Below are 25,446 nucleotides of genomic sequence, written 5' to 3' on the forward strand. Positions count from 1 at the left end.
CGATATTATTATCATTCGCTAAGGTCTTCGAGCTATTTCGTAATTCCTAATTCGTAATTTCTACCGGTATCACCGGGCTATTATGCGTTGGTGGCAGATCTCCGGAGAATACACAGAATTTCAGCTGGTATTTCCCGGGCTGTTCAGGCATGACCACTTCCAGGTTAATCAGTCTCCTCAGGAAAGCTTTTTCCAGGGTCGTGGTAGATTTCACGGCGGGCAATGCATCATCTTTGTTCATAAATACATACCCTAACACCGGTTCATTCGCCCTGTTAATCGGAACAGGCTGATGATAGTCGTTATCAGGCTGCAACAAGATATTGATATGTTCACCTCGTTTGGCTTTGATCTTTTTCAGGGCGGGTTTCAACTGTACCAGTGAATAAGAATAATATTCAGGCTGTATGTTATAATCCCAGGTACCATTGGCTGTTTTCAGGCTATCGGTGATGGGCATTCCCAGCCCGGGATCAAATACTACCATTACGGGTTTACCCCACAAGCGGATCTCTGTATCCCAGAAGTTATATTGGCTACGCCGCGAATACCGGCTGTTAAGTCCATAGGACAGCTGTTCTGTATAGAACATGTATTTGGAGGGGCGCTGGTAACTATTCACAAACACCACCGGCTTTCCCTGGGCAACGGATGCCACCTGAGAAGTCCATTCCCGGTTGTGATGAATTTCCGGCCGTATCTCTACACCAGGCATAAAGTCCCAGACCATATAAACTCTGACAACCAGCACTAGCAACAAGCTCACCGGCAACGTATAAAGCAGCCATTTCTTCGTCCATCCCTTTCTTACAATAGCCTGATGGGCCAGGATCACGGTGGGTGTAAACAACATCACCGTCCAGTTAGCTTCTACCCTGCCTTTAAAAGTACTGAGGAGGAAAAATACCAACACGCCTGTTATACAAAACTTCAATGCGCGTTCAAATGCATTCTGCACCGGGCAGCGGAATGCATAATACAATATCAGCCAGCCTACGAGTGGACCGAACAACAGCAACTGACCTCCCAGGTAATCGAGCGTATAGCTGATATCATAGGAAGAAGCGTTACGCTCTACAAGATGGTACTGCAGCGAAGGAAAACCATGTGTATATTGCCAGTAGATATGCGGCAGAAATAAGAGTGTAGTAATGATACAGGCCACATAAAACTTAAATACTTTCAGCAGATTGATATTCGACAACACGGTAAAGAATACCAGCAATACCCCGTGGTATTTACTATAGAACATCAACACCATGGCGATCCCCAGCAACAGGGTGTTTTTCCATGTCTGTTCATTCAGGAAATTCCGATAGGCCCAGAAATAGACCGCTGCAAAGAATATCAGCGGAACATCCGGCACTGCCAGTATACCTCCTATTTGCATGGCGCCCATAGCGCCGATAATGAGGTAAAAGAGAATATTATCTTTAGCGGCAATCAGCCTGGCTGTAAGCCAGAGGGTCAGTGTATTCACGAACACTATCAGCAAACGCACCCCCAGCTCATTATGAAAAAAGCTGTAACCTATCTTTATCAGGAGGGCAATCATCGGCGGATGGTCGAAATAACCCCAATCCATATGCCGGGAGTACACCCAATAGTAAGCCTCATCGTCCCATAATTCGGAGAACCCGGCCTGTAACAGGCCCAATAGCAGCCATGACAGCAGGAAGAGATACTTATACTGGTCTTTTTTAAAGAATTGTGACAGTGTACCCATGCGGCTATTCAGAATGATTAATCCGCGAATATACTGTTATTAACTGTACACTGTAGTTATCCAGTCTGAACTAATGGCTACCAGCGCGGCATCATAGCCTACTGCTATACGTCCGAGCGACTGTTCACGGCCAATTGCGCGGGCGGGATACAGTGAAGCCATACGCAGTGCCTCTTCCAGCGGAATTTCCACTTCTTCCGCACAATTGCGTACTGCTTTGACCATCGTCAGCATGGAGCCGGACAATACCCCTGTAGCACTGACATAGCGACTGTTGGCTTTCAGGTAGATATAGCCACCCTCTTTATTTTCCTCCACTGCATCGGTAATCAGGAAAAGCCGTTCTTTCATTATCTTTTTACTGATTCTGATAGACGCAAAATCCACGTGAATACCGTCCGCTACAACACTGGCACAAACGTGCGGATGATCGTAAATAGCTCCTACCAGGCCAGGGGCACGGCTCTCCAGCGGCGACATGGCATTAAACAGGTGGGTAGCGCGGTGTATTCCATTGTCGAACGACGTATATGCCTGGGCGTAAGTAGCATTACTATGACCTGCAAATATAGTGATGCCGGCGGCTTCCAGCTGTCGTACCAGTTCGGGATCACAGCATTCAGGCGCCAGTGTGATTATCTTCACCACATCCCGGCCATTTTCCAGTATCCAGTTAATATCCTCCTGGGTTGGAGGATGTATATATTGCTCCAGATGAGCACCTTTTTTTTGCGGGTTAATAAAGGGTCCTTCGAGGTGCAGCCCAAGTACCCCCTCGCCGCCCTTTGCCCAATAGGCTCTTATCGCCTTCATAGCCTCCAGCATGATCTCCGGCCCTATGGTAGCTACAGTGGGCATGATCCACGCCGCACCGCCAGCCCTGCTATAGGCGACAGTGGCTGCCAGCGAGTCGACAGACGGATACATAGAAAAAACCTTCCCATTCCCTCCATATATCTGCAGGTCTATAAAAGCTGGTGCCAGCAGCGCCCCTTTCAGATCTATCACCTGATCTGTTCCTTTCCATCCGGCGGCAGGCTGAATGCTGGTGATTTTCCCCTGATGAGTAGTCAGTACATGATCTTCCAGGATTTCTTCTCCGGTGAAAATCCGGGCATTGAGATAGGCAACAGACATAGCAGTTAAATTTATAGGTGTGAATCTACTTCGTATAATTCCAGAGGCAGGCCATCGGGGTCTGCGAAAAAGGTAAAGCGTTGCTGCGTATGAGGGTCAACGCGCAAGGGTTCCGTGGTCACTCCTTTCTCACGGAGTGTTGTCGCCGCAACTTCTATATCAGCTACTGCAAACGCCAGGTGACGGAGCCCGCAGGCTTCCGGCCTGCTTACCCGTGGCGGTGGATCAGGAAAAGAAAACAGCTCAATAATATACTGATCACCCAGGGCAAGGTCCAGTTTCCAGGAACCCCTTTCCGACCGGTATACCTCGCGTATCACACGCAGGCCCAGCACATCGGTGTAAAATGTTTTACTACGGGAGTAATCAGAACAAATAACAGCGATGTGATGAACTGCCTGCAATAACATATCTCTGTTTAACTATTTGGTAAGATGGTAAAATTATCAGCGTCTTTCAGGAAAGAAATGTTCTTCCTCACTTCCTCGAGGCGCTCACGTTGAAGGGTATACGTAAAAATGTCTTCCTCGTCTGACTTACGGTAAATGATCTCTCCCATAGGATCTATCAGGCTGGTTTCGCCACTATGATAGATATTGTTGCCGTCGTTTCCTACCCGGTTCACCCCAATAGCAAACGCCTGATTCTCGATGGCGCGGGCCTGCAGCAATGTTGTCCAGGCAGTTTTTCTACGCTCCGGCCAGTTGGCTACATATACCAGTACATCATAAGCAGGAGCATTGGTGTCGGGCTGTATAGTGTTGCGGGCCCACACCGGGAAACGCATATCGTAACAAACATTCAGATTGATCTTCCAGCCTTTCACCTGCGCAATGAGGCGTTTGTTTCCTGACTGGTAATGTTCGTGTTCACCTGCATATCCGAACAGGTGGCGCTTATCATAAGTGCCGTAGGTGCCGTTGGGCAGCATCCAGATCAGCCGGTTCAGGTACTGGCCATTTTCTTCAATGATCAGGCTGCCGGTGATAATGATATTCTTCTCCGCTGCTTTCTTCTTCATCCATTGCACTGCTGAGCCATCCATCGTTTCGGCAAGGCGTTCGGGGGCCATGCTGAAGCCGGTGCTGAACATCTCCGGTAAAAAAACCACTTCGGTCCGTTCCTTAATGCTGTTGATTTTCTCATCAAACATGCGCAGGTTGGCCTCTTTGTCTTCCCAATGCAACTGGGACTGTATGAGTGTTACTTTCAGATCTGACATTATCAGTTATTGTGCATACAAAATTACGGCCTGTCTGGTTAGAAACTTTTCAAATTATTGACCAATCAAGGCTCATTCTTTGCAATTTGTTCAAGGGCACCGGTGATCAACTCTGATTCAAAACCGCGCTGCAACAGGTATTGCATGGCCTTATACTTTCGTTTCATCCCTGTTTCCCCGCGGAGCGACGCGTACTTCTTTTCGGCGAGCTTATGCAATACTGCCTGGTAGGCATCTTCCTCAATCTCCTCCATCGCTTTTTTTATACACCAGGCGGATACCTGCCGCTGTTTCAGCTCCATCAGTATTTTTTTCCGTCCCCACTGTTTGATGCGGAATTTTCCTCCGGCGAAAGCCCTTGCAAAGCGTTCTTCATTAAGAAAGTTATCTGCTATCAGCTCTGCAATGGCCTGCTCTACTTCCTCTCCCCTCAACCCCAGTTCCAGACATTTGTACCTGGTTTCCTGGTGACTGCGTTCCTGGTAGGCGCAGAACTGCCGGAGCTTCAGCATGGCTGTTTGCATGTAGATCCTTTTATTTGACTATCATGAGTTTGGCGTAATTCAGCATGATCTTCTTTTCGCCACCTCCTTTAGGGAAAGCAATCGTAGCAATCCTGTTATTCGGCGCACCTTCCAGGGAAAGAATCGTACCGAAACCAAATTTCTGGTGTTCTACCTGCATGCCGGGTTCCATACCAGCCGGATCATCCGGAACAAAGTTGGTAGATGGCACATGGCTGGTAGCGCCCGTAAAATTCGGCTTGGGAGCAGGTTTCTGGGCGGTTTGTTGAGAAGGCTGCTGTGCAGGCGCTTTCTTCTGCATTCGGTCGAACATATTCCCACTATTCCACCCCGCATTTCCACCACCAAAGGCATTGCGCACGCTTCCTCCGCCAGCATAGCTCCGGTCGATATACTTTTCGGGCATTTCTTCCAGGAAGCGGCTTGGCTCATTCTGAACCAGGTTTCCGAAACGATAACGGCTGTTGGCATAAGTTAGCCACAGGCGTGCCTTTGCCCTGGTAATAGCTACGTAAAACAGCCGGCGTTCCTCCTCCAGCTCTTCCCGGGTGTTGATAGACATACCGCTTGGGAAGAGGGTTTCTTCCAGACCAACGGTAAATACCACAGGGAACTCCAGTCCTTTTGCCGCGTGGATAGTCATCAGCTTCACTACATCACTGTCTTCTTTATCTCCCTGATCAGCATCCGTCAACAGCGTAATTTGCTGCAGATAGGAGCCCATGCTTTTATCCAGCAATTCTCCTTCCTCATCAGGAGTTTCCGTAAATTCCTTTATAGAGTTCAGCAGTTCCTGCACGTTCTCATAACGGGCAAGCCCCTCCGTAGTTTTATCATTAAAAAGCTCCTTTACAATGCTGGTAGATTTACCAACAGCAACTGCCACATCGTAGGCATTATGCGTGGTCAGCAGCGCCTGAAAGCTCCTGATCATGATTACAAATGCTTCAATGGCTTCCAGCGTACCTCCTTTAAACCCGAATTCCCGGGCTCTTTCCAGCACTTCCCACATGGTGATATTGTGTTCATTGCTGAGCACCACCGTTTTTTCGATAGTAGTTTTACCGATACCACGCACAGGATAATTGATGATACGTTTCAGGCTTTCTTCATCGCGCGTATTCATGACAATCCGCAGATAGGCCACGAAGTCCTTGATTTCCTTACGCTGATAGAACGACAGGCCGCCGAAGATCCGGTACGGGATGGCTTTACGACGAAGGCTTTCCTCGAAGGAGCGACTCTGGGCGTTGGTACGGTACAGAATCACGAAATCGCGGTTTTCGTAATGATTCCGCAGTTTCTGCTCTGCAATGGTGTCTGCCACAAACTTACCTTCCTCATTATCGGTCATTGTACGCACCAGTTTGATGGTGTCGCCATCGGTATTGTCTGTCCACAGATTCTTTTCTATCTGTCCCTTATTGTGTGCAATTACTTCATTGGCCACATTGAGGATAGATTTGGTACTGCGGTAGTTCTGTTCCAGCTTAACCACTTTCACATCGTCATAATCCTTTTCAAACTGGAGGATATTCTCAATAGTAGCGCCGCGGAAAGAGTAAATACTCTGTGCATCATCTCCCACTACACAAATATTTTCATGCACAGAACCCAGCAATTTAATGATCTCATACTGAGCAGGATTGGTATCCTGGTACTCATCGATCATAATATATTTAAACTTATGCTGATATTTGTGCAACACATCCGGGAAGGCTTTCAGCAGTACATACATTTTGAATAAAAGATCGTCGAAGTCCATAGCGCCGTTCTTGAACGTGCGTTTGGCGTACATGTCGTAGATCTTACCGATCAGGGGCCTGTTGGCCCTCATATCTTCCTGTTGTACCAGATGATCCAGCTGATATTCTTCCGGTCCCATCAGGCTGTTTTTAGCAGCTGAGATACGGTTATAGACGAAGCTGGGTTTATAGTGTTTATCGTCGAGATTCAGTTCGTTGATAATTGTTTTGATCACGCTTTTGGCGTCGTCTGTATCATAAATGGTAAAATCGCTGGGGTAGCCGAGTTTTGTGGCTTCTCCTCTGAGCAACCGGGCGAATACGGAGTGGAAAGTACCGATATAGAGGTTCCGGGCCTCACTTCCGCCCAGGATTTTCTCCACACGTTCTTTCATTTCCCGGGCAGCCTTATTGGTAAAGGTGAGTGACAAAATATTAAACGCGTCTACGCCGTTGCGCATCAGGTGGGCGATCCGGGTGGTAAGTACCTTTGTTTTTCCCGAACCGGCTCCGGCTACAATCATCAAAGGGCCGTTGATATGTATTACTGCTTCCCGCTGGCGTTCGTTAAGCTCGTCTAAGTAGTTTGCCTTCATCACGACTGCTGTTTATAATTTTCTTTGTATAGCAAAAAGATGTAGTATTTCAGAAGGGTGTAAAAGTACGAAAAAGGAAGAAAGGAATAAAGTTACCATTCATCCTGAATAAGGAATTCCTGTTCATCCTTGTGGATGCGGGTACATGCTTTCAGTCTGATACAGGGGAGAACCGGAATTGGGTACAGGGTTAAATCTCCGGAACCGCCGGAATACAGGGGCCTGCAAACAACTTACAGCATACACTGTTTTTCTGTAGGATAAAACAGTTAACAGGGTATTAAAATTAGCAATCTTTAGTTTACTACCGGGTCTTCATAGTAATTACAACAGTCGCCGACATTTCTCTGCTAAGGGTTTGCAAGCCATGGCATTTCCGGGCCTGACACGCTCAATGGATTCAGTGCCTGGTAATACGGGTTTTCAGCATCTTACGGGCAAAATGAATACGACTTTTCACGGTACCCAATGGCTCGTTCAGGATGGCTGCGATTTCGTAATACTTATAGCCCTCAAAATACAGCATGAATGGTTGTTTAAAAATAATAGGCAGGCCGTAGACTGCCATCTGTATATCCTTCACTCTCAGGTCGGACTCTGCGAAGTTGCCGATAGTGGAGGGTTGATGGCTTAGCAGGTAATCGCCCACTGCGTTGTCCAATAAACGGTACTGCCGGTTTCCACGGCGGTAGTTATTGATAAAGATATTCCGCATGATCGTATACAACCATGCCCGGATATTAGTGCCTGCCAGGTATTTGTCGTGGTTAGACAAAGCCCTGAAAATAGTTTCCTGGTAAAGATCTTTAGCAGACTCTGAATCTTTTGTTAATGTAACTGCGTATGGTCGCAGGAAATCGGCATTGCCAAGTAATAAATTGTTGAATTCGGTGGATGACATAACGGTTAACTTTAATCAATTTGTAATCGGCTGCGTCAGCAGCCCTTGGCTGGGGGGAACGCATGCCTGCGATAAAGCGGGCTACCGGGTTCCTTCCGGTGTCAATGACGCTGGTACTGCCAATATAAAAGGGAGGTATCAACACCCTGATAATCGGCAGAAATGAGCCTTCTAATCAGGTGTAATGGTATTCATAAGGAATAGTTTTAGTTAAAAAATATACTCGCATGTGGGGTGTTTTTAAGGATAACCGGGAATGCAATTCACATGTCAAACTAATACTCAATGCCTTGCACGTAACCGCAGCGAAAGCCAGATCAGTATAATACCTGTAATAATCGCGTAGCAGCCGAACATCCAGGTTAGTGTAACCGCAGCAGCAACAGGATTTGCCACCAGCAAAATACCGAAGATAATAGTAATCAGCCCGCCCAGTATATACCAGCCTTCACCGGTGATTACCTTTCTCAGCCTGATGGCGACGATCAGCTCAAACAACCCAGCCAGCATTGCCCAGAATGCTATCAGGTATATCAGGGCTGCGCCCGTTGCAAAAGGATTATAAATCGTCAGGATGCCAAATATAAAGCCCAATAATCCGGAGAACAGGAATACGCCCCAGTTTTCACTTGTTTTCCTGGCTGCAATAGCGCCGATGATGGCGAAAAGACCGGCGATAAAAAGATAGGCACCAAGGAAAACAATCAATGTAGTAAAAGTCACACCGGGCCAGCCTACGGCTAATATACCCAATGCCAGGGCAAAGATTCCTCTCAACAAAAAAATCCACCAATAGCCGCTATAAAAGTTGCGCATGCATTCTCAGTTTATGGGTTTCATAATCGGTAAACCTGCTCATGGCCGGGTTTCTTCATTAGGGCATTTCCGTTTTCCAGTATTCTGAACAACCAGGGTATTGATAATTTCTAAAAATGCATGTGTACTTAGATAACCTCTTCACAACATCGCTCATCTGAATAAAAGGGTGCTCTCCCTTGAAAACAATGGTTTCCCGAGATAAGAAAAGTAATAGGCGTTTTCATGCTGGTAAATTTATATGGTGACTCAAAGCGGAAACTGGTGCACTATATACTACCAGCAAAAAACCGCTAATTCCTATAAATACCGATTGAACAACAACAGTTTATTTAAATACTAAATTGGGGGAGCCCGACTCTTATAACAAAGCCTGACCACACTTACTGACGAATCTCTACATTCACTCAATAATTCGAATACATAATAAACTTATGCACCCACAGTAAAACATTAGGATTCTATACACAATCTAACAAAAATTGTTAAGAAAAACAAAAAGCTTTTCGAGTTTTCTAAACAATGTAACAGCAGGGTTGTTACAGGCAGCTCATCCGTTAGGATTACTATTTTTCATGGCGGTCTACCACCAGTTTCTGCTCTCTGTTTGCAATGTCCCAGGCTGTGTAAAATACCAGTCGCGCTCTTCTGGCAAGGAGATTAAAATCGATCTTATCAACGGTATCAGTTGGCTCGTGATAGTCGGCATGGGTACCGTTGAAGTAAAAGATAATAGGGATGTTATGCTGGGCAAACATATAGTGATCCGACCTATAATAGAATCCCTCCGGATCGTTGGGGTCATTGTATTTATAATCGAGTTTGAAACGGGTGTAGGTATTATTCGCTTTTTCATTGATAGGGCGTAATTCGGAGCTGAGTTTATTGTCGCCTATAATGTACAGGTAATTGGTATCTTTTTCGTGGGCGGGATCGATGCGGCCCACCATATCAATATTCAGATCGGCCACTGTTTTCGCGAGTGGATAAATGGGATGGGAGGTATAGTATTGAGATCCCAGTAATCCTTTTTCTTCTCCTGAAACAGTCATAAACACCATGCTTCTGCGGGGCCTGTAGCCTGCTTTCGCAGCGTTGGCAAAAGCTGTGGCGATTTCAATCACCGCACTGGTCCCGGAACCATCGTCATCCGCCCCGTAATAGATATCGTTGCCCTGCCTGCCAAGGTGATCGTAGTGAGCAGTTACAAAAACGAATTCATCTTTCTTGTCTGTTCCTTCCAGAAAAGCCAGCACATTCGATGGCTGCAGTACCGTTTCTGCTTTATTGAATAACAGATGAACCGGTACCTGTACTTTTGCAGGCGGTTTGTATCCTCTGTCCAGCGCTTCAATCAGGTTTTCGCCATGATCTGTACCGAGTATGTCGGCTGCAAGTGCCGGGGTGATATAGTATATATTGGGCCGTATGATGCTGTCTTTCTCCCGGTAAATCCCCGTTGTACGGAGTTTCTGTTGATTCACCGATTTGAAACGGCCGGCTGAAGGAGATATCACAAGCACCGCTGCTGCATACCTGTCTTCCGCTATCTTCATTTTTTCTTCCAGGCTGCTTCTCTCTCCCCGTTTGTAACCATCCCGGAGCATCACCACCTTTTTTTTCAGATCCATGGTATTATAGTCGGTGGCTGCATCCGCAAAGATCACCTGCGTAGCGTGCAGATCCTGCCGGGAGCCACTCCGGAGATCAGCCAGAAAATCCTGCGCGAAATAATATGTTTTATTGCGAACAGTGATGGTACTGTTCAGGAGGCTATCGGAGTACAAGGGGTAATGCTGTTCCCAGTTATCCTTACCGGCTCCTGGTTTCAGACCAGCTGCTTCAAACTGGCTGATAATATAGGAAGCAGCCCGCTCCTGCCCTCTGGTAGCTGTTTCCCTGCCTTCCATTTCCGGGCCGGCAATCACATGTAATTGCTTGCTGACCGCGGCCGGAGTGATCGTTTCCCCGAATTTGGTGATAGCATCCTTTACCTGTGCAGACAGGTCAATAGCGAAGAGAGAACATAGAATAAGCAGTGCGGCTCGCATGAGTTGCAGGTTTAATATCAGCTGTTGTTGAATAAAAAAGAGCCGGCTTTACCGGCTCTCTATATTACTACATTTTCGTGTATTCGTAAGCGTAAAAAGGACATACGGTCACTCCTGTTACAGACAGGCCATTTTACGTACCCTGTCCTGATGGCGGCCTCCTTCAAACGGCGTAGCCATAAACACTTCTACCATTCTTGTTGCCACCGGGATATCTACAAAACGGGCAGGGATGCACAGTACGTTGGCGTTGTTATGAGAACGTGTCAGCCTCGACAGTTCTTCACCCCAACAAATACCGGCTCTGATGCCCTGGTGTTTATTAGCGGTAATAGCCACTCCGTTAGCACTACCGCAAATCAGGATGCCAAAGGCAGCCTGTTCTCTTTCCACTGCAGTGGCCACCGGGTGTGCATAATCAGGATAATCTACTGAATCCTTTGAATAGGTACCGAAATCCTTTACCTGTAAACCTTTCGACTCGAGGTAAGAAATCACTTCTTCCTTATATTCAAATCCTGCATGATCGGAACCAATTGCTACAGGTAGGGTCAGATTAAATATAGTGTTTTCCATTTCACTTGCTGGTTTAACGTTAGACATTACTTAGGACCACTCTTCTACTTCCGTTTTTTTCAGGTTTTCCTCCCGGTCTCTGGACGCTCTCTTGGATATAAAGATACTGATTTCGTACAAGCCGTACAGCGGTGTAAATACAATCAGCTGATCTACAAGATCCGGAGGCGTGATAATAGCCGCCAGCACAAGGATTACTACAATCGCATGACGCCTGTAAGTGCGCAGGAATTCAGGAGTGAGAATGCCTAATTTAGAAAGGAAGAATACCAGGATAGGTAGCTGGAATAAAAGCCCCATACCCAGCACGATCTGCGTCATCAGATCAAAATAGTCATCCATAAAAAACTGGTTCACCGCTTTTTGCGTCACGGTATAAGAGGCAAGGAAGTTGATAGTGAACGGCGCCATCAGAAAATACGCAAACCCAATACCGAGGAAAAACTGGAAAGAAACCCAGAAAATAATACCCCTGGCACCTTTCAGCTCCCGCTCTTTCAACGCAGGCTTTACAAAGCGCCAGAACTCCCAGAAAATGTATGGGAATGCACAAACGAACCCGACGATGAATGCCATTCTAAACTGCAGCATAATCTGTCCCACCATCTTATAGTTGAGGAACTGTACTTTCACCGGAGTAATACAAAGCTGGTTGCTCAATCCCACCAGGTGGCCGAGTTTGCACAGAACAATGTAAGAAGGGAAATCGGCGTTGGTAGGCCCAAAAATTACATTGTCAATAATCCATTGAGTATAGACGAAACCGATTATGCTGAATAGAACGAGTGCCAGCGCGGATCTTACGAGGTGCCACCGGAGTTCTTCCAGGTGGTCGAAGAAAGACATTTCTGCTTTTTCCTCGTTATTTGAAAATAGTTTTTTTAACATACTCTATACGATCGAACGATGTTGAATACGGTTTCTTGTTTAGGGATCACAAATATAGTTGTTGCACATTAGAAATTCCAGTAGACAGGACATAAAGTCCAGCATTTTTAATACCGATTTAAAGTATTACTAACAGCGACTTGAGTGAAAACAGCGGTAGAAGAAGGCAGATGAGTTGGGTCAAAAAAAAGAGCCAGCCCGAGAAGAATCAAGAGCCGGCCTTTCATCCATTGTTTGTTAACCCCAAAAAAGTTGAATTCGAGAATGTCTTTAGCTTCCAGTTCAGCTACTTACCTAATTGATGGCAAGCGTTCAGAATAAGTAAGAATCACTGGTTGCGTTTTATATTGTAATACAAAAATAACAAGAAATTCTTTTATTATCAATGTTGAAACACTTTTTTTACAACCTTTTAACAAAAATCAAATCATTGTGTTACATCATCTATGGCAAATGTATACAATCCGTGTTAAATTCCTACTACTTTTTTTAAAAAACGTTTTAGCTAATTTGTTATTGTCTCGTTAACACTTACATTAAAGAAAAAATTATATCATATTAATATCAGATAAGACCCATCTTTAACGGTCACTCCTATATCAATATTTTCATTTTCACCATCTCGATCCTCGTATCTGTAACATTCAGAATATCAAACTCATAGTCGTCGATGATGATGCGTTCTTTGATCTTTGGAATGGTTTCGTGATGGTTGATGATATAGCCTGACAACGTTTCACTTTCATCTTCCGGAAAGTCCAGACCATACCTTTCATTCAAGTAATCAAGTTCCAATCTTCCTGAAAAAATATATTCTTTCTCAGCGATCTGTTTTTCCACAAACTCTTCTTCATCGTGTTCATCCTTGATATCGCCGAAGATTTCTTCGAGTACATCTTCGATGGTAACGATACCTGCGGTACCACCGAATTCATCCACCACCCACGCGATGCTTTTGCGTTCTTTATTGAACTTGCTGAGCAGATCTATAGCACTCATTGTTTCAGGCACAGCCAGGATTGGATGAATAATGCTGCTGATCTCTTTGGGATCCTTGAACATATCCAGCTGATGGATGTATCCGAGTATATTGTCGATACTGCCTTCGTAGATAATGATCTTCGAAAGTTTGGTATCCATAAATTTCTGGCGGGCATCGGCAAGCGGGCGATGAATTTCGAGCGCTTCAATTTCCTTGCGTGGAATAAGGCAGCCACGGATCTTCACATGTGCCAGTGACAGGGCGTTTTCAAACAGTTCTGTATTCAGCTCCTGATTGTTTTCGCCAAAATGCTGCTGTGATTGTCTGATGAAGTGTTCTACATCCACCCGGGTGAATGATTCCCCATTTTCGAGCAATCGTACGTTAAAGAGGTATTTGAGCACCCATTCAGAGATGGAGGCCATTACATTCCCTATCACGTAAAGCGGCTTTGCAACGAGAGATATGGGCAGTGCAAAGAAGCTGAGTAATGTTTCGGGTCTGGATCTGAAAACAGCCCTGGGAATGAAGAAACCGAGGAACAGCATGAGCAGGGAAGCCAGGATGATTTCCGCGAAGATAATCAGGGGTTGCATTCCTGTTGAATCTGACTGGGGTTTCATAGATTCCCATGCAGTCTGGAATACGCCTGCCACCATAATGCCGTAGATCACCACGGTAATAGTAAATCCTACCAGGCTGGTAGCCAGAAACCGGCTGGGGTTTTCATTCAGATTGGCCAGTATGCGGCCTGTGGCCCGTCCCTGCTTCTTTTTGAGCTCAATGCTAAGTTTATTCACATTGGCAAATGCGGCTTCTATGCCTGAGAAGAAGCCTGCCAGCAGAACCAGGAAAACCAAAATGATTATAGTGTATCCGTCCATCCTAACAAAAATAATGATTTAGGAAAACCAACGATCAAGCCGCTATTTTATATTTAAAAAAACTGAAACGAGTTTTTTCACTTCTTCATATGCTTTCTCCAACTCGTCATTTATTACTATCTGATCAAATTCGTGTGCGAACGACAACTCATACCGGGCTTTTGCAAGGCGCTCCTCCAGCGAGGCCTGTGTTTCTGTTCCCCTTTCACTGAGGCGTTCTCTCAACGCTTCAATAGATGGAGGCTGTATAAAGATAGTCAAAGCATTTTCATGATACTTCTCCTTTATTGATAATGCACCTTTCACATCGATGTCGACCATCGGTATCTGCTGATTATTCCAGATGCGTTCCAGTTCACTTTTCAATGTGCCATAATACTTACCGGCATATACCATCTCATATTCTGCAAAAGCGTTTTCCTCTATCCGGTGGTGAAATTCGTCTGTAGTTAGAAAATAATAATCCTTTCCGTGTACTTCATTGGCGCGTGGCGTGCGAGTGCTGGCGGAAACAGAAAAGGCCAGGACCGGCATGCTTGCCAGTAATTTTCTGACGATGGTGGTTTTACCGGCTCCGGATGGTGCGGTAACGATGATGATTTTTTTCTCCATTATGTTGTTTGCTTCAAATGCAAAACCCAAAAACCAGTGAAATGTTCGGCTGGTATTTGGGTTCTGACCGGCTATAAACGGTTTTGCTATATTCTTTTGATATCTGCTCCCAGTTTTCTCAGACGCTCGTCGATGTACTGGTAGCCGCGATCGATCTGATCGATATTCTGGATAGTGCTTTTTCCTTCTGCGCTCAGCGCTGCAATCAGGAGCGATACACCGGCCCGGATATCGGGCGATGACATGGTAATGCCGCGTAACGCGTGCTGGCGGCCCAATCCGATTACTACCGCACGGTGGGGATCACACAAAACAATCTGGGCGCCCATGTCGATCAGCTTATCGACGAAGAACAAACGGCTTTCGAACATCTTCTGATGGATCATTACACTTCCCTTTGCCTGGGTAGCTACCACCAGCACGATACTCAGCAGGTCCGGGGTAAAGCCCGGCCAGGGGTGATCCGCGATAGTAAGGATAGATCCATCCAGGAAGGTCTGTATCTCGTAGCTGTCCTGCGAAGGAATATAAATATCGTTATCCCTGATCTCCATCTGAATACCGAGTTGACGGAATTTTTCGGGGATGATGCCGAGATGTTCCACCCCTGCATTCTTGATAGTGATTTCGCTCTGGGTCATTGCAGCCAGTCCGATGAAAGAGCCAATCTCGATCATATCGGGCAGCATGCTGTGTTCGCAGCCACCGAGGTGTTTCACGCCTTCGATGGTGAGCAGGTTGGAACCTACGCCGCTGATACGGGCGCCCATTCGATTGAGCATCTTGCAAAGCTGCTGCAGGTAAGGCTCACAGGCTGCATTGTAAATAGTGGTGGTACCTTCTGCCATTACAGCTGCCATCACAATGTTAGCAGTTCCTGTAACGCTGGGCTCATCCAGCAGCATATAAGTGCCTTTTAGTCCACCATCGCCTGTTTCAAGGCGGAAATAGTTATCATCGGCTGCATATACAAAACGGGCACCCAGTTTTTCGAATCCGATGATATGGGTATCCAGCCTGCGGCGGCCTATTTTATCGCCTCCCGGTTTGGGAATAAATGCGCGGCCGAACCTGGCAAGCAGGGGGCCTGCAATCATCACCGAACCACGAAGACGGCCTGATTTCTTTTTGAATTCGGGGCTTTCCAGGTATTTCAGGTCTACTGCATCCGCCTGAAATTCGCAGGTATCCCTGCTGATACGGTTAATTTTAACACCAGCATCTCCAAGCAACTCTATCAGCAGATTTACATCTACGATATCCGGAATGTTTGTGATAGTCACTTTTTCCGGGGTCAGCATCACTGCACTGATGATCTGTAAAGCTTCGTTTTTGGCACCCTGGGGCACAATTTCCCCCTTTAAGCGGTTGCCGCCTCTTACTTCAAAAGCGCTGCTCACTTGTTCCTGTTTTTATTGAATTGTTTATTGTGCTTGTTGCTGTTGTTACCTTTATTACCGCTGTTTCCGCCGCCTTTGAATTTATTCTGCTGGAAATTCTTGCGTTTTCCGGAACGGAATTGCTCTCCACTGCTACTGGTCGGCTGTCCTCCGCCCGCGCTAAAGCTGGTTGTGCCAACCGGTGCATTACCCGGATGATACTCGAGTTGATTTTCGCTGATCGACATCAGTTCGCCCCTGATAGCATCATCATGAACACTTTCCTTATGCCAGTTGGTATAAGCGAGTTTCATATAGTTGGCGATACATTGTGTAAATCCTTCTTTTTTCTCCGGATTCTCTTCATGTATGGCTTTATCGATGATCAGTTCCAGGTTCTTACCGAAGTGGCGATTCCTGGGATATTTTTTAGGATAGGGCAACCTATCCGGTTTTGCTCTCAGTTTTTCTATAGTAGGTATCGGATAAGGCGATTCTACTTTCAGGGTGAAATTGGAAATATTAAAGATGTGGTCCCACAATTTATGCCTGAAGTCCTCCACATTCCTCAAATGCGGATTCAGCGTTCCCATCAGCTCTATCACGGCCATAGCATTGCGTTGGCGCTCATTGTCGTCTTCTATTGTAGACAGGTACTCCACCATTTTCTGGATATTCCTGCCGTACTCCTTCATTATCAGGTGATTACGAGTGGTATTGTATTCCATTATTTGTATTTAAAAAATGATTTGATGCTGGGACATCATAAGTGAAGCATAATAACCGGCAACAATTCATGCAAACATAATAAAAATTACGAATTACGAATTACGAAATAACGGGGAGATAACAGCGAAGTTGATCTTCGTGTTTACTATCTCCCCGTTATTTCGTAATTCGTAATTCCTAATTCGTAATTTTATTCAATGGAACAAGCTAAATTCCCGATACTTCTCCTCCACGGCTCTCTGGGTGCCGCCTCTCAATTTCAGCCATTAGCTGCCGGTTTATCGCCACACTACGATGTACATCAGCTTAATTTCAGCGGGCATGGAGATGCTCCGTTCTCTGAACAGGGCTTCAATATTCAGGTTTTTGCAGGCGAGGTGCTGTCTTACATGGAAAGCCGGCAACTGGACTTTGTAAATATTTTTGGTTACAGCATGGGGGGTTATGTGGCGATGTACCTGGCCCGACACTATCCGGAGAAAACCGGCCGGGTGATTACGCTGGGCACAAAATTCAACTGGAATGAAGCCACTGCGGGCAAAGAGGTCAGGCAACTGAATCCGGATCTGATACTTGAAAAGGTGCCGGCCTTTGCACAACTGCTGGAAGCCAGGCATACTGCGGCCGACTGGCGAACAGTAGTTTCACGTACTGCCCAGCTGATAGAAGAACTGGGGCACCAGGCTTTACTCAGGCAGGGCGATTTTGCGCAGATTGCCACTCCCTGTATGCTGATGATGGGCGACCGCGACAATATGGTGTCTTTCCAGGAAACTATTGAGGTATATAAATCCCTGCCCTTAGCGCAGCTGACCGTAATGCCGGATACGGCACATCCGCTCGAGAAAGCTGATGTACCGCTGCTGGCATATTATATAAGAAGATTTATTACGCAGCCGTTCTAGCGCTATTACTCATCCATGGCCATTTTTCCCCAGTTGGCATATTCTTCTTCCGTCCACAGTTCCGGGAAAAATACAATGCGCTTGTTTTTGGGCGGGAGATATTGCTGCCAGTTGGTACCTCCGGTAGCGGCAATGTCTTCCGGCTTTTGGTGCAGGTACCTGACGGCAGATTTATAATGCATGAGCGGCCAGCGCACGTTGATATTGAGGTCATATTCCCTGAGGAGTGGAATAACAGCCTGTTGTTCATCGGGACTCAGCTGCTTATAACGGGCCTGCATATTACAATCGCGGTAACGGGTAGCCAGTTGCAGGAAGGTATCCATATATTTCAGCTCAAACTGCTTCAGTGTCAGGGTTTTATTGCCGGTGGCCAGTTCAGTGGCACCACTTCTCCAGTATATCTTCTCCAGTATATCCTTCAGCTCCAGGTGTTGTACTTCCCTGCGGGCAGGCTCATATACCAGGTTCGTTAATTCCGTGGAACAAATCTCGATCATACGGAATTGTCCGCTCTGAAATCCGCTGGCGGGCAACAGTGCCATCCTGAACTGCAGGAACTGATCCTTATCCATTCCATCTACCATGATTTCGAAGGAGTGAATGAGGTTGCGGAAATAATTATTAATCCTTTTAAGCTGGGTATTGAATATTTCTGCAGTCAGTACAGGAGCAAGACAGATCTGTTCAATGGCCTGAAGGCTTAATTTAAAATACAATTCCGTGATCTGATGATAAATAATAAAAATGTTCTCATCAGGAATCGGCGTGCGGGGATGTTGTAAATTCAGCAGTACATCCAGTTGAATATAATCCCAGTATGTGAGGTAGTCCGCGTACAGTAATCCATCCAGGTAAGACGACAAGTTCTGACCCATAGCGGCATACTTTTCTTCCAGCCGCTTTATTTTTTCGGCAATTTCTGCGGTAACCATGATGAAAATTAATCATTAAGAATGAAATGGCCCAAACAGGCCGTCATCCTTAAAAATTATTATTCCACCACGTTGATAGTCCGGTAAAAGCTTTCTTCCAGGGAGATCAGGGTTTCAGTTCTTTCAATGCCTTTTATTTTCTGCAGTTCATCGTGGAGTATGCGACGCAGCTGGGTAATATCCTTACAGATGATCTCTGCAAACATACTATAGCTGCCTGTGGTATAGTTCAGTCGTACCATTTCAGGGATCTTACGCAATTCTTTTGCTACAGTGTCGTACATGGAACTTTTCTCCAGGTAAATACCTATAAAGGCAATTACATCGTAGCCTATCATTTTTAAATCTACATGTAATTTAGTACCTTTAACTACACCCAGTTCTTGCAATTTCTTCATTCTCACGTGGATAGTACCGCCGGAAACGAAAAGTTTCTTCCCCAGATCGGCGTATGAGATCTCAGCATTAGACATCATCTCGCTGATAATCTGTAAATCGAGTTTGTCAATATTCAAATTGTGGCTCATTTTTACAATTTGTTTTTGAATGTATTAAAGTTAAGTGCAAATATTTAAAAAATATCGAAAATTCCAAAATTCTTCTTAAAAAATTTGCAAGAAACTACCCTTCTATTTAGATTTGCATCATAATCATTACGAAAACGGCTATAGGAAAGCATTAGCAGTAAATGGTTAATAATATACTGTGGGATGATGAAATTGGCAGACATGCCCTCTTGTCTCGGGGGTGGGGATCACAGGATAAACGTAGTATAATTGGGTTGACCACTAATCTTATTTGTGCTATGGCTAACTGCCTCGTGGAGGTTCGACTCCTCCTCCTACAGCTAATTGGTTTAAAGAGCTCGTAAGCTACCATGCTTCCGGGCTTTTTTTTATTTTAACCGGGGCCCTTCCCCGACGGGCTCTCCGCCCGGGTAACTAAAAGCTGACAGCCAAAGGCTAAAAGCTGTTTTCTATTTTCCTATTTTTGCGCCAAATGGGACAAAAGAAATTACAACGATTTGCAGATATTGAAACTTTCCCTAATGTATTGATATACCCGGAGGGTATGCAGGGAAAGTGGAATGAATTCTTTAAAAATAACCACCCTGTTACATTGGAACTGGCTTGTGGGAAAGGGGATTATACGGTGGGCCTTGCGCGGTTATTCCCGGATCAGAACTTTATAGGGGTTGATCTGAAAGGCAATCGTATCTGGAGAGGGGCTAAAACCGCCCTGGATGAGACGCTGAACAATGCCGCTTTCCTGCGTACACAGATCGACAAGCTCAATAACTATTTTGCGGCGGGCGAAGTAAAAGATATCTGGATCACTTTTCCGGATCCATTTCTGCGTAAATCGAAAGCCAAAAAGAGATTGACACATCCTAAGTTCCTGCAGCTTTTTCAGCCGTTGCTGGCACCGGGAGCTACCATTAACCTGAAAACCGACTCAACTGAGTTATATGAGTTTACCCAGGAAGTGATTGCTGTTACCGGATGTACAGTGGTAGAAAATATTCCGGACGTATATGCGTTACCCGAAGTACCACCTCTGCTGAAGATACAGACCTATTATGAGGGCATGCACCTGGCAGATGGCAGAACTATCCGCTATCTGAAATTCAGATTACCGGATGCTGTGTTGAACTGGAGAGAAATAAAACTACCTTCCGATGAAGCAACCGTTGGTGGAGAAGATTGATTTCTACTATAACGCCGAGGGTTATATGGTATTTACAGAAAAATATCACCTGGAACGGGGATATTGCTGCGGAAACGGTTGTAAACACTGTCCTTTTGAATATGAAAAAGTACCTGAACCCAAAAGATCCGCCCTCCTTGCCAGTCGCAGGGAAGAAAAAGGAAGAGAAAACCACTAAAACGGACTCTTTCTTTCAAGTCGTTTTTAAGATTGCAAGAACGATTCCCCGTGGCAGGGTCACTTCTTATGGCGCCATTGCTGATGCGTCGGGATTGAAACTCACCGGCCGGATGGTGGGCTGGGCCATGAATGCAGCAGGCAGTGCCAAACCGGCCGTACCAGCCCATCGCGTGGTAAACAGCAAAGGAGAACTAAGTGGCAGAAGTCACTTCGCCACTCCTACCCTTATGCAGGAACTACTGGAGCAGGAGGGTGTCAAAGTAAAGGGCGATAAAATAGAGCATTTTAAAACCGTATTCTGGGATCCGGCCCAACCTGAAAAAAAGGCCAGACGGAGCAGGAAAGATTAAGTATTTATCCGGCATCCGGTTGAGGTGCAGCATTATATTCAATATGACAATACTAAAGTTAAAGCTGGATCAGGATCAATTAGTGGAAGACTTCTTCGAAAGTTCTTTCCTGATCGGTATTGCATCTTCTGTACGGGATTACCAACTGTGCTGGCATATTAATCATCACCTGCGTACCAGCTTCAGGATAAACAATCATCTCGAGATCACGTTGTCCAAAAAAACAAGATCGTTTTATTTCCCTGTATTCGAATTCCAGGAGCCTACAATATCCGTAACCCATTATTTATACAATAATCATTGCCATGCGGAATTCCTGTTGCCAGAGCTGAAACACATCGATTTTTTGTGGATGATCAAGGGAGATTATTATCAACCCGCAGAGATAAAAAAATTATTGGAAGAATTGCGCCTTGTTCCGCCTGTACAATTAGTATCTTTACTGGACATCAGGGAAATTAAAAACAAGATGAACCTTATTTTTTAGCGAAGGTATTGTTTACCTCCGCAAGATATTTTGACCAGATTCCGATGACGGACCCCAAAATTTTACTTACTTAAATACCTGATCTATGTGGGAAGAAAAACACAACTCGCTTTACAGGGCATTTGTATTCAAGGATTTTAGGGATGCTTTTGCTTTTATGACAAAAGTTGCGCTGATCGCGGAAAAAATGGACCATCACCCCAACTGGAGCAACGTCTACAATAAAGTAGAAATATCCCTCAGCACACATGATGCCGGTGATATTGTGACTGCAAAAGACAAGTTAATGGCAGAGGCCATCGACAAATTGCTTTAACCAAATTTATAATAGCCTTTTGTGAAGCGCATTATTTTAGTGTTGCTGCTGTATTGTTATTCAGCAGAATCGTTTGCTGTAACCGACCGCGCTCCGTCAGATACATTGATAGCAGATGCCACATTTTCACTGGTGAAAATGGACTTACTGCCTTATATACAAGTGCTCTCCGGTAATGATCAATACCCAGGCATTGCGCAGGTCAGCAGACTCCCGTTTTCCAGACAGGAGCACATTTTCCATAATTATACAAGAAACAATGGCCAGGTGAACGACTCCTGGCTAAAGCTGATCATAAAAAACACATCCGGCCAGCCTTTGTCGGCAGTATTTTTTACGGGCTGGCATGACTTTATGTACTGGTTTTCGCAGTCTCCGGGCGACACGCCTCAGCACCTGATATCCACTGGTCTGATGCTCGACAACGGCAATGTGGAAAGATGGAACCACTACGGGTTTCCGGTACAGGTACCTGCCGGCAGCGTCCGTTCTTTCTACCTTCATATCATCAATAAATCCTACAATGAAAATGCCCTGATGCCGATACTGCTGAGTAAGGATGCATATGCAACGCTGCGCGATCAGCAACAGCATGCATTCCGGAAGGAAGCAGTTGTTATCCAGGTATTACTGGGAGCATTACTGGTGTTTTTCAGCATCTCGGTCATCAACTACATACAATTACCTGACAGATCCTATATTTACTTTGCGACCTATGTGATGGGGCTGATCCTGTTCTTTGCATTGCGGCTGGAAACCAAGCCCTATCAGCTTTCATTCTTTCATCAATGGCCCATGCTGAAATACTACTGGGATATCCCGGGGCTGTTGTTTTGCTTTTACCTGATGTACCTGCTATTTGGCAATTCATTCCTGAATCTGACGGAACGTTATCCTTTCATGGAGAAGGCGTTCACCTGGGTGGCTGCCATTGTAGGCGGGCTGATCATCCTCTGTATGTACAGCATTGCGGAGCAGCAATTTCACCTGCCTGTAATCATATACAGCTATGTTTATTTTGTGACCCTGATACCGTTGCTGGCGGTGTTTGTAGCATTGGCAAAGCGCTCCAGACATCATCCGCTGGTCAGGTTCTTCCTCTATGGATCGGTGTGCCTGTACCTCGCCTGCCTGGGCTCTTTCCTAACGCAGGTTTGGCCACTGGGGCTACTAAGCGCGCTGGGCGAACTGGCCTCCCCTTCGGTGCTGCTGATCAGCGGCGTATCTTTACAGGCCATGTTTTTCCTGGCCGGACTCAGCTACCGGAACAAGCTGGTGCACCAGGAGCGGACACGCACCCAGGAGCTGCTTATCCGCCAACTGAATAAAAATAAGGAACTCCAGCGCAAGCTGAACGAACAACTGGAAGAGCTGGTGAAAGAACAAACCACTGAGATACTGCGCAAAAAACAGGAACTGGAAGAACAACGAAAAATACAACTGGAAACTGAGTACGACAAAAAACTCACGGAAATAGAACTGAAGGCTATCAGAGCACAGATCAACCCGCATTTTATTTTCAACTGTCTGAATTCCATACAGCTTTTCGTCATGCAGCGGGATTATGAATATGCCCAGAAATATCTTTCCGATTTTTCTTACCTTATCCGTAAAACGCTGGATTTCTCCCGTCGTAATTTTATTACGCTGGCAGATGAGATAACCTATTTGAATACTTACCTGGGACTAGAGAAGATGCGTTTCGAAAACAGAATGGAATATGAAATAGTGGTGGATCCCGTTATTGCTACAGCAGAGCTGGAAATACCCGCCATGTTATTACAACCTTATGTTGAGAACGCTGTCAAACACGGTATGACCAACCCCAGGCAGCCAACAGGTAAACTATCTATTTTCTTTAACCAGGTAGCTTCAGATATGCTGGAATGTATAATAGCAGACAACGGTATCGGTATCACGCGTGCACGTTCCATGCGGATGCTCCCCAGGAGTCATCAGTCGTCTGGTATGGAGATCAGCCAAAACCGGGCGGAGCTGCTGAATAAAATGTACAATACAGGTATTCATATAGAAATCATTGACCGATCTACTGCCGACGAATCCGATAGTGGTACTACCGTAAAGATCCTTATACCCCAATTATAATTTAGTGTATCCGTTAATGTTATGTTATGATCAAGGCAATTATAATAGATGATGAAAGAAACAGCAGGGATATTATTGCCCTGATGCTGGAGAAGTATTGTCCGGAAATCACCATTGCAGACATGGCATCAGATTGCGCAGACGGGATAGCAAAAATAAAACAGCATCAACCCCAATTAGTTTTTCTAGACCTCGAAATGCCCGATGGTACCGGATTCGACGTACTTGCCGGCACGTTACCGGAGATCCCATTCGAAGCTGTATTCGTTACTGCTTTCGAAAAGAAATTCCTGCACGTGATTCGTTTCAGCGATGTAGAACTGATACTCAAGCCTATAGATAAAGAAAGCCTCTTACAGGCCGTAGCTCAGGTATCTGCCCGCCTGGGCAACAACTACCAACGTAACCGGTACCAGGTATTATTGGAAAACTTCAACAACAGCAATCCTTCAGCATGGCAACTGTTGATACCAGCCACTAACGGTCAGGCATATATTATCACGATGCCGTCGATTGACTACCTGGAAGTAGTGGGCGAAAACTGTATGTTCTGTTTAAACACCCGCGAGCAGATAGTTGCAATGCAGTCATTCCGCTACTATGCTGATCTTTTCTCCACATTACAATTCTATCAGATCAACAACAGCCAGATGGCGCAAATACCTAATATCCGCAGAATAGATAACAACGGAAAAGTGGTGATGAAAAGCGGAACCCTGCTGGATATTACAGAGCGCAGGCAACGAGACCTGCTACACAGGATCTCGCATAAATAATTTTTCGTGTATGCCTTTCCGTATTTATATAATTTCAATTTTTCAAGGGCCTTCTCTTAGATTTTATCAAATAAACCGGCTTATAACTCCACTGTCTGTACTTTAATACCCGATAATTTCCTTTTTTAACATTTGCGCGAAGAATACGTAACAATTTCTTAACAAAAAAATTGGGTGGAATAACTTTAGGTTGTACATTTGACTCGCAAAACAAAAAAGTCAAACGGTCAGTTTTGTTTGCACCCGGACTTATGGCAGAACAAGACCAGAAACGAACTATCATACTGGAGGCGGCTTTAAAGCGCTTCAAACGGTTCGGCTTGTCTAAAACTACCATGGAGGAAATAGCCAGGGATCTGGAAATTTCAAAAGGTTCTTTGTACTACTATTTTTCAGATAAAGAGTCCATCTATGCAGCGGTAGTGGAGCGGATGATAGCTGATTGTTTTATAGACATGTCGGCTTACGTGAATGAAGCACCTTCGACCATGGCAATTGTGGACCGTTATCTGGCATTGAAAGAAAAGATGTTGCTGGAATATCATTTCCTGTTCGGGGTAAACGAATGGATAAAGGATGTTCCATCAAACCGGATGCGGCAGACCATTGAGCTGTTGCAACAGGTTGAAATTTCTTTCCTCTCCGACACCATAGCAAAAGGCGTGGCCAGTGGAGAACTCAATGGGGATACGGATCCGGACCCAACTGCGCAGTTATTGGTGAATGTATTATTCGGTTTATGGGTAATATGGTGCAAGTGGCAGGCAGCGGGTTTTGATCCTCATGATCGGGAAGCATTAAAATGTTTCATGGCCCGTGAAAAGCAAGTATTGACCATTTTTTTTAATGGGTTAAGATATCGACCAGGAATCAACTAAGGATCGCAAAGATTAATGTAGAGAATCAATATACAGGA

At 45.4% G+C, this 25,446-nt stretch carries 26 protein-coding genes; 9 read left to right on the top strand and 17 right to left on the bottom strand.

Going from position 1 to position 25,446, the window contains the following annotated elements:
* Positions 1 to 46: 46 nt before the first annotated feature.
* From UNH61_RS28065 to UNH61_RS28135, 15 genes are all read right to left on the bottom strand, one after another.
* Entirely contained in the window at positions 47 to 1,726 is a 1,680-nt protein-coding gene (locus tag UNH61_RS28065; RefSeq protein WP_326995319.1) for a glycosyltransferase family 39 protein, read from the bottom strand.
* Positions 1,727 to 1,765: 39 nt separating this feature from the next.
* The gene (nagA, locus tag UNH61_RS28070; protein ID WP_326995320.1) at positions 1,766 to 2,863 is read right to left on the bottom strand and encodes an N-acetylglucosamine-6-phosphate deacetylase; all 1,098 of its coding nucleotides are present in this window, start codon (positions 2,861 to 2,863) and stop codon (positions 1,766 to 1,768) included.
* 11 nt (positions 2,864 to 2,874) lie between these two features.
* On the bottom strand, positions 2,875 to 3,273 hold the full coding sequence (locus UNH61_RS28075; protein ID WP_326995321.1) for a VOC family protein: 399 nt from the start codon (positions 3,271 to 3,273) through the stop codon (positions 2,875 to 2,877).
* Between the two features lie 8 nt (positions 3,274 to 3,281).
* A complete protein-coding gene (locus tag UNH61_RS28080; protein ID WP_326995322.1) occupies positions 3,282 to 4,085 on the bottom strand; it encodes an amidohydrolase in 804 nt (267 codons plus the stop codon).
* A 65-nt stretch (positions 4,086 to 4,150) separates the two neighbouring features.
* Positions 4,151 to 4,609 (bottom strand): regulatory protein RecX, encoded by a 459-nt coding sequence (locus UNH61_RS28085; protein WP_326995323.1) that lies wholly within the window; start codon positions 4,607 to 4,609, stop codon positions 4,151 to 4,153.
* 10 nt (positions 4,610 to 4,619) lie between these two features.
* Positions 4,620 to 6,950 (bottom strand): UvrD-helicase domain-containing protein, encoded by a 2,331-nt coding sequence (locus UNH61_RS28090; RefSeq protein ID WP_326995324.1) that lies wholly within the window; start codon positions 6,948 to 6,950, stop codon positions 4,620 to 4,622.
* Between the two features lie 400 nt (positions 6,951 to 7,350).
* Positions 7,351 to 7,851: an RNA polymerase sigma factor gene (locus UNH61_RS28095; RefSeq protein ID WP_326995326.1), complete on the bottom strand. Its 501-nt coding sequence runs from the start codon at positions 7,849 to 7,851 to the stop codon at positions 7,351 to 7,353.
* A 282-nt stretch (positions 7,852 to 8,133) separates the two neighbouring features.
* Positions 8,134 to 8,667, bottom strand: a complete 534-nt coding sequence (locus tag UNH61_RS28100; RefSeq protein ID WP_326995327.1) for an HdeD family acid-resistance protein — start codon at positions 8,665 to 8,667, stop codon at positions 8,134 to 8,136.
* A gap of 566 nt (positions 8,668 to 9,233) precedes the next feature.
* Positions 9,234 to 10,718, bottom strand: a complete 1,485-nt coding sequence (locus tag UNH61_RS28105; protein WP_326995328.1) for a M28 family peptidase — start codon at positions 10,716 to 10,718, stop codon at positions 9,234 to 9,236.
* 117 nt (positions 10,719 to 10,835) lie between these two features.
* Positions 10,836 to 11,294: a ribose 5-phosphate isomerase B gene (gene rpiB / locus UNH61_RS28110; RefSeq protein ID WP_326995329.1), complete on the bottom strand. Its 459-nt coding sequence runs from the start codon at positions 11,292 to 11,294 to the stop codon at positions 10,836 to 10,838.
* A 30-nt stretch (positions 11,295 to 11,324) separates the two neighbouring features.
* A complete protein-coding gene (tatC, locus tag UNH61_RS28115; protein WP_326995330.1) occupies positions 11,325 to 12,182 on the bottom strand; it encodes a twin-arginine translocase subunit TatC in 858 nt (285 codons plus the stop codon).
* Between the two features lie 594 nt (positions 12,183 to 12,776).
* Entirely contained in the window at positions 12,777 to 14,024 is a 1,248-nt protein-coding gene (locus tag UNH61_RS28120) for a hemolysin family protein (protein ID WP_326995331.1), read from the bottom strand.
* Between the two features lie 66 nt (positions 14,025 to 14,090).
* Positions 14,091 to 14,660 carry a guanylate kinase gene (gmk, locus tag UNH61_RS28125; protein ID WP_326995332.1) on the bottom strand — a complete coding sequence of 190 codons (570 nt, stop codon included), beginning with the start codon at positions 14,658 to 14,660 and terminating at the stop codon, positions 14,091 to 14,093.
* Positions 14,661 to 14,746: 86 nt separating this feature from the next.
* Positions 14,747 to 16,060, bottom strand: coding sequence for a UDP-N-acetylglucosamine 1-carboxyvinyltransferase (gene murA / locus UNH61_RS28130; protein WP_326995333.1), 1,314 nt, complete (start codon positions 16,058 to 16,060; stop codon positions 14,747 to 14,749).
* The gene (locus tag UNH61_RS28135; protein ID WP_326995334.1) at positions 16,057 to 16,767 is read right to left on the bottom strand and encodes a DUF4290 domain-containing protein; all 711 of its coding nucleotides are present in this window, start codon (positions 16,765 to 16,767) and stop codon (positions 16,057 to 16,059) included. Before UNH61_RS28135 ends, murA begins: the two co-directional genes overlap by 4 nt.
* Positions 16,768 to 16,965: 198 nt before the next feature.
* On the opposite strand from UNH61_RS28135, the gene UNH61_RS28140 reads away from it, so the two are divergent.
* The gene (locus tag UNH61_RS28140; protein WP_326995335.1) at positions 16,966 to 17,673 is read left to right on the top strand and encodes an alpha/beta hydrolase; all 708 of its coding nucleotides are present in this window, start codon (positions 16,966 to 16,968) and stop codon (positions 17,671 to 17,673) included.
* A 5-nt stretch (positions 17,674 to 17,678) separates the two neighbouring features.
* On the opposite strand, the gene UNH61_RS28145 is transcribed toward UNH61_RS28140, so the two are convergent.
* Together UNH61_RS28145 and UNH61_RS28150 are read right to left on the bottom strand one after the other, a co-directional pair.
* Positions 17,679 to 18,608: a tryptophan 2,3-dioxygenase family protein gene (locus tag UNH61_RS28145; protein ID WP_326995336.1), complete on the bottom strand. Its 930-nt coding sequence runs from the start codon at positions 18,606 to 18,608 to the stop codon at positions 17,679 to 17,681.
* 59 nt (positions 18,609 to 18,667) lie between these two features.
* Positions 18,668 to 19,135 (bottom strand): Lrp/AsnC ligand binding domain-containing protein, encoded by a 468-nt coding sequence (locus tag UNH61_RS28150; RefSeq protein WP_079471223.1) that lies wholly within the window; start codon positions 19,133 to 19,135, stop codon positions 18,668 to 18,670.
* Positions 19,136 to 19,607: 472 nt separating this feature from the next.
* Between UNH61_RS28150 and trmB the strand changes: the two genes are divergently transcribed.
* The 8 genes from trmB to UNH61_RS28190 all read left to right on the top strand — a co-directional run bounded on the left by trmB (position 19,608) and on the right by UNH61_RS28190 (position 25,408).
* Positions 19,608 to 20,315: a tRNA (guanosine(46)-N7)-methyltransferase TrmB gene (gene trmB / locus UNH61_RS28155; RefSeq protein WP_326995337.1), complete on the top strand. Its 708-nt coding sequence runs from the start codon at positions 19,608 to 19,610 to the stop codon at positions 20,313 to 20,315.
* On the top strand, positions 20,287 to 20,493 hold the full coding sequence (locus UNH61_RS28160) for a DUF5522 domain-containing protein (RefSeq protein WP_326995338.1): 207 nt from the start codon (positions 20,287 to 20,289) through the stop codon (positions 20,491 to 20,493). The genes trmB and UNH61_RS28160 overlap by 29 nt, the downstream gene beginning before the upstream one ends.
* Positions 20,417 to 20,845, top strand: coding sequence for an MGMT family protein (locus UNH61_RS28165; protein ID WP_326995339.1), 429 nt, complete (start codon positions 20,417 to 20,419; stop codon positions 20,843 to 20,845). Before UNH61_RS28160 ends, UNH61_RS28165 begins: the two co-directional genes overlap by 77 nt.
* Before the next feature lie 43 nt (positions 20,846 to 20,888).
* The gene (locus tag UNH61_RS28170; protein WP_326995340.1) at positions 20,889 to 21,332 is read left to right on the top strand and encodes an IPExxxVDY family protein; all 444 of its coding nucleotides are present in this window, start codon (positions 20,889 to 20,891) and stop codon (positions 21,330 to 21,332) included.
* Positions 21,333 to 21,417: 85 nt separating this feature from the next.
* Positions 21,418 to 21,648, top strand: a complete 231-nt coding sequence (locus tag UNH61_RS28175; protein WP_326995341.1) for a 4a-hydroxytetrahydrobiopterin dehydratase — start codon at positions 21,418 to 21,420, stop codon at positions 21,646 to 21,648.
* A gap of 21 nt (positions 21,649 to 21,669) precedes the next feature.
* On the top strand, positions 21,670 to 23,754 hold the full coding sequence (locus UNH61_RS28180; protein ID WP_326995342.1) for a histidine kinase: 2,085 nt from the start codon (positions 21,670 to 21,672) through the stop codon (positions 23,752 to 23,754).
* Between the two features lie 26 nt (positions 23,755 to 23,780).
* Positions 23,781 to 24,530, top strand: coding sequence for a response regulator (locus tag UNH61_RS28185; RefSeq protein WP_326995343.1), 750 nt, complete (start codon positions 23,781 to 23,783; stop codon positions 24,528 to 24,530).
* A 251-nt stretch (positions 24,531 to 24,781) separates the two neighbouring features.
* Positions 24,782 to 25,408, top strand: a complete 627-nt coding sequence (locus tag UNH61_RS28190; protein ID WP_326995344.1) for a TetR/AcrR family transcriptional regulator — start codon at positions 24,782 to 24,784, stop codon at positions 25,406 to 25,408.
* The last annotated feature ends 38 nt before the right edge of the window (positions 25,409 to 25,446 follow it).

This window comes from Chitinophaga sp. 180180018-3, from assembly GCF_037893185.1.
In the GTDB taxonomy this organism is placed as follows: Bacteria; Bacteroidota; Bacteroidia; order Chitinophagales; family Chitinophagaceae; genus Chitinophaga.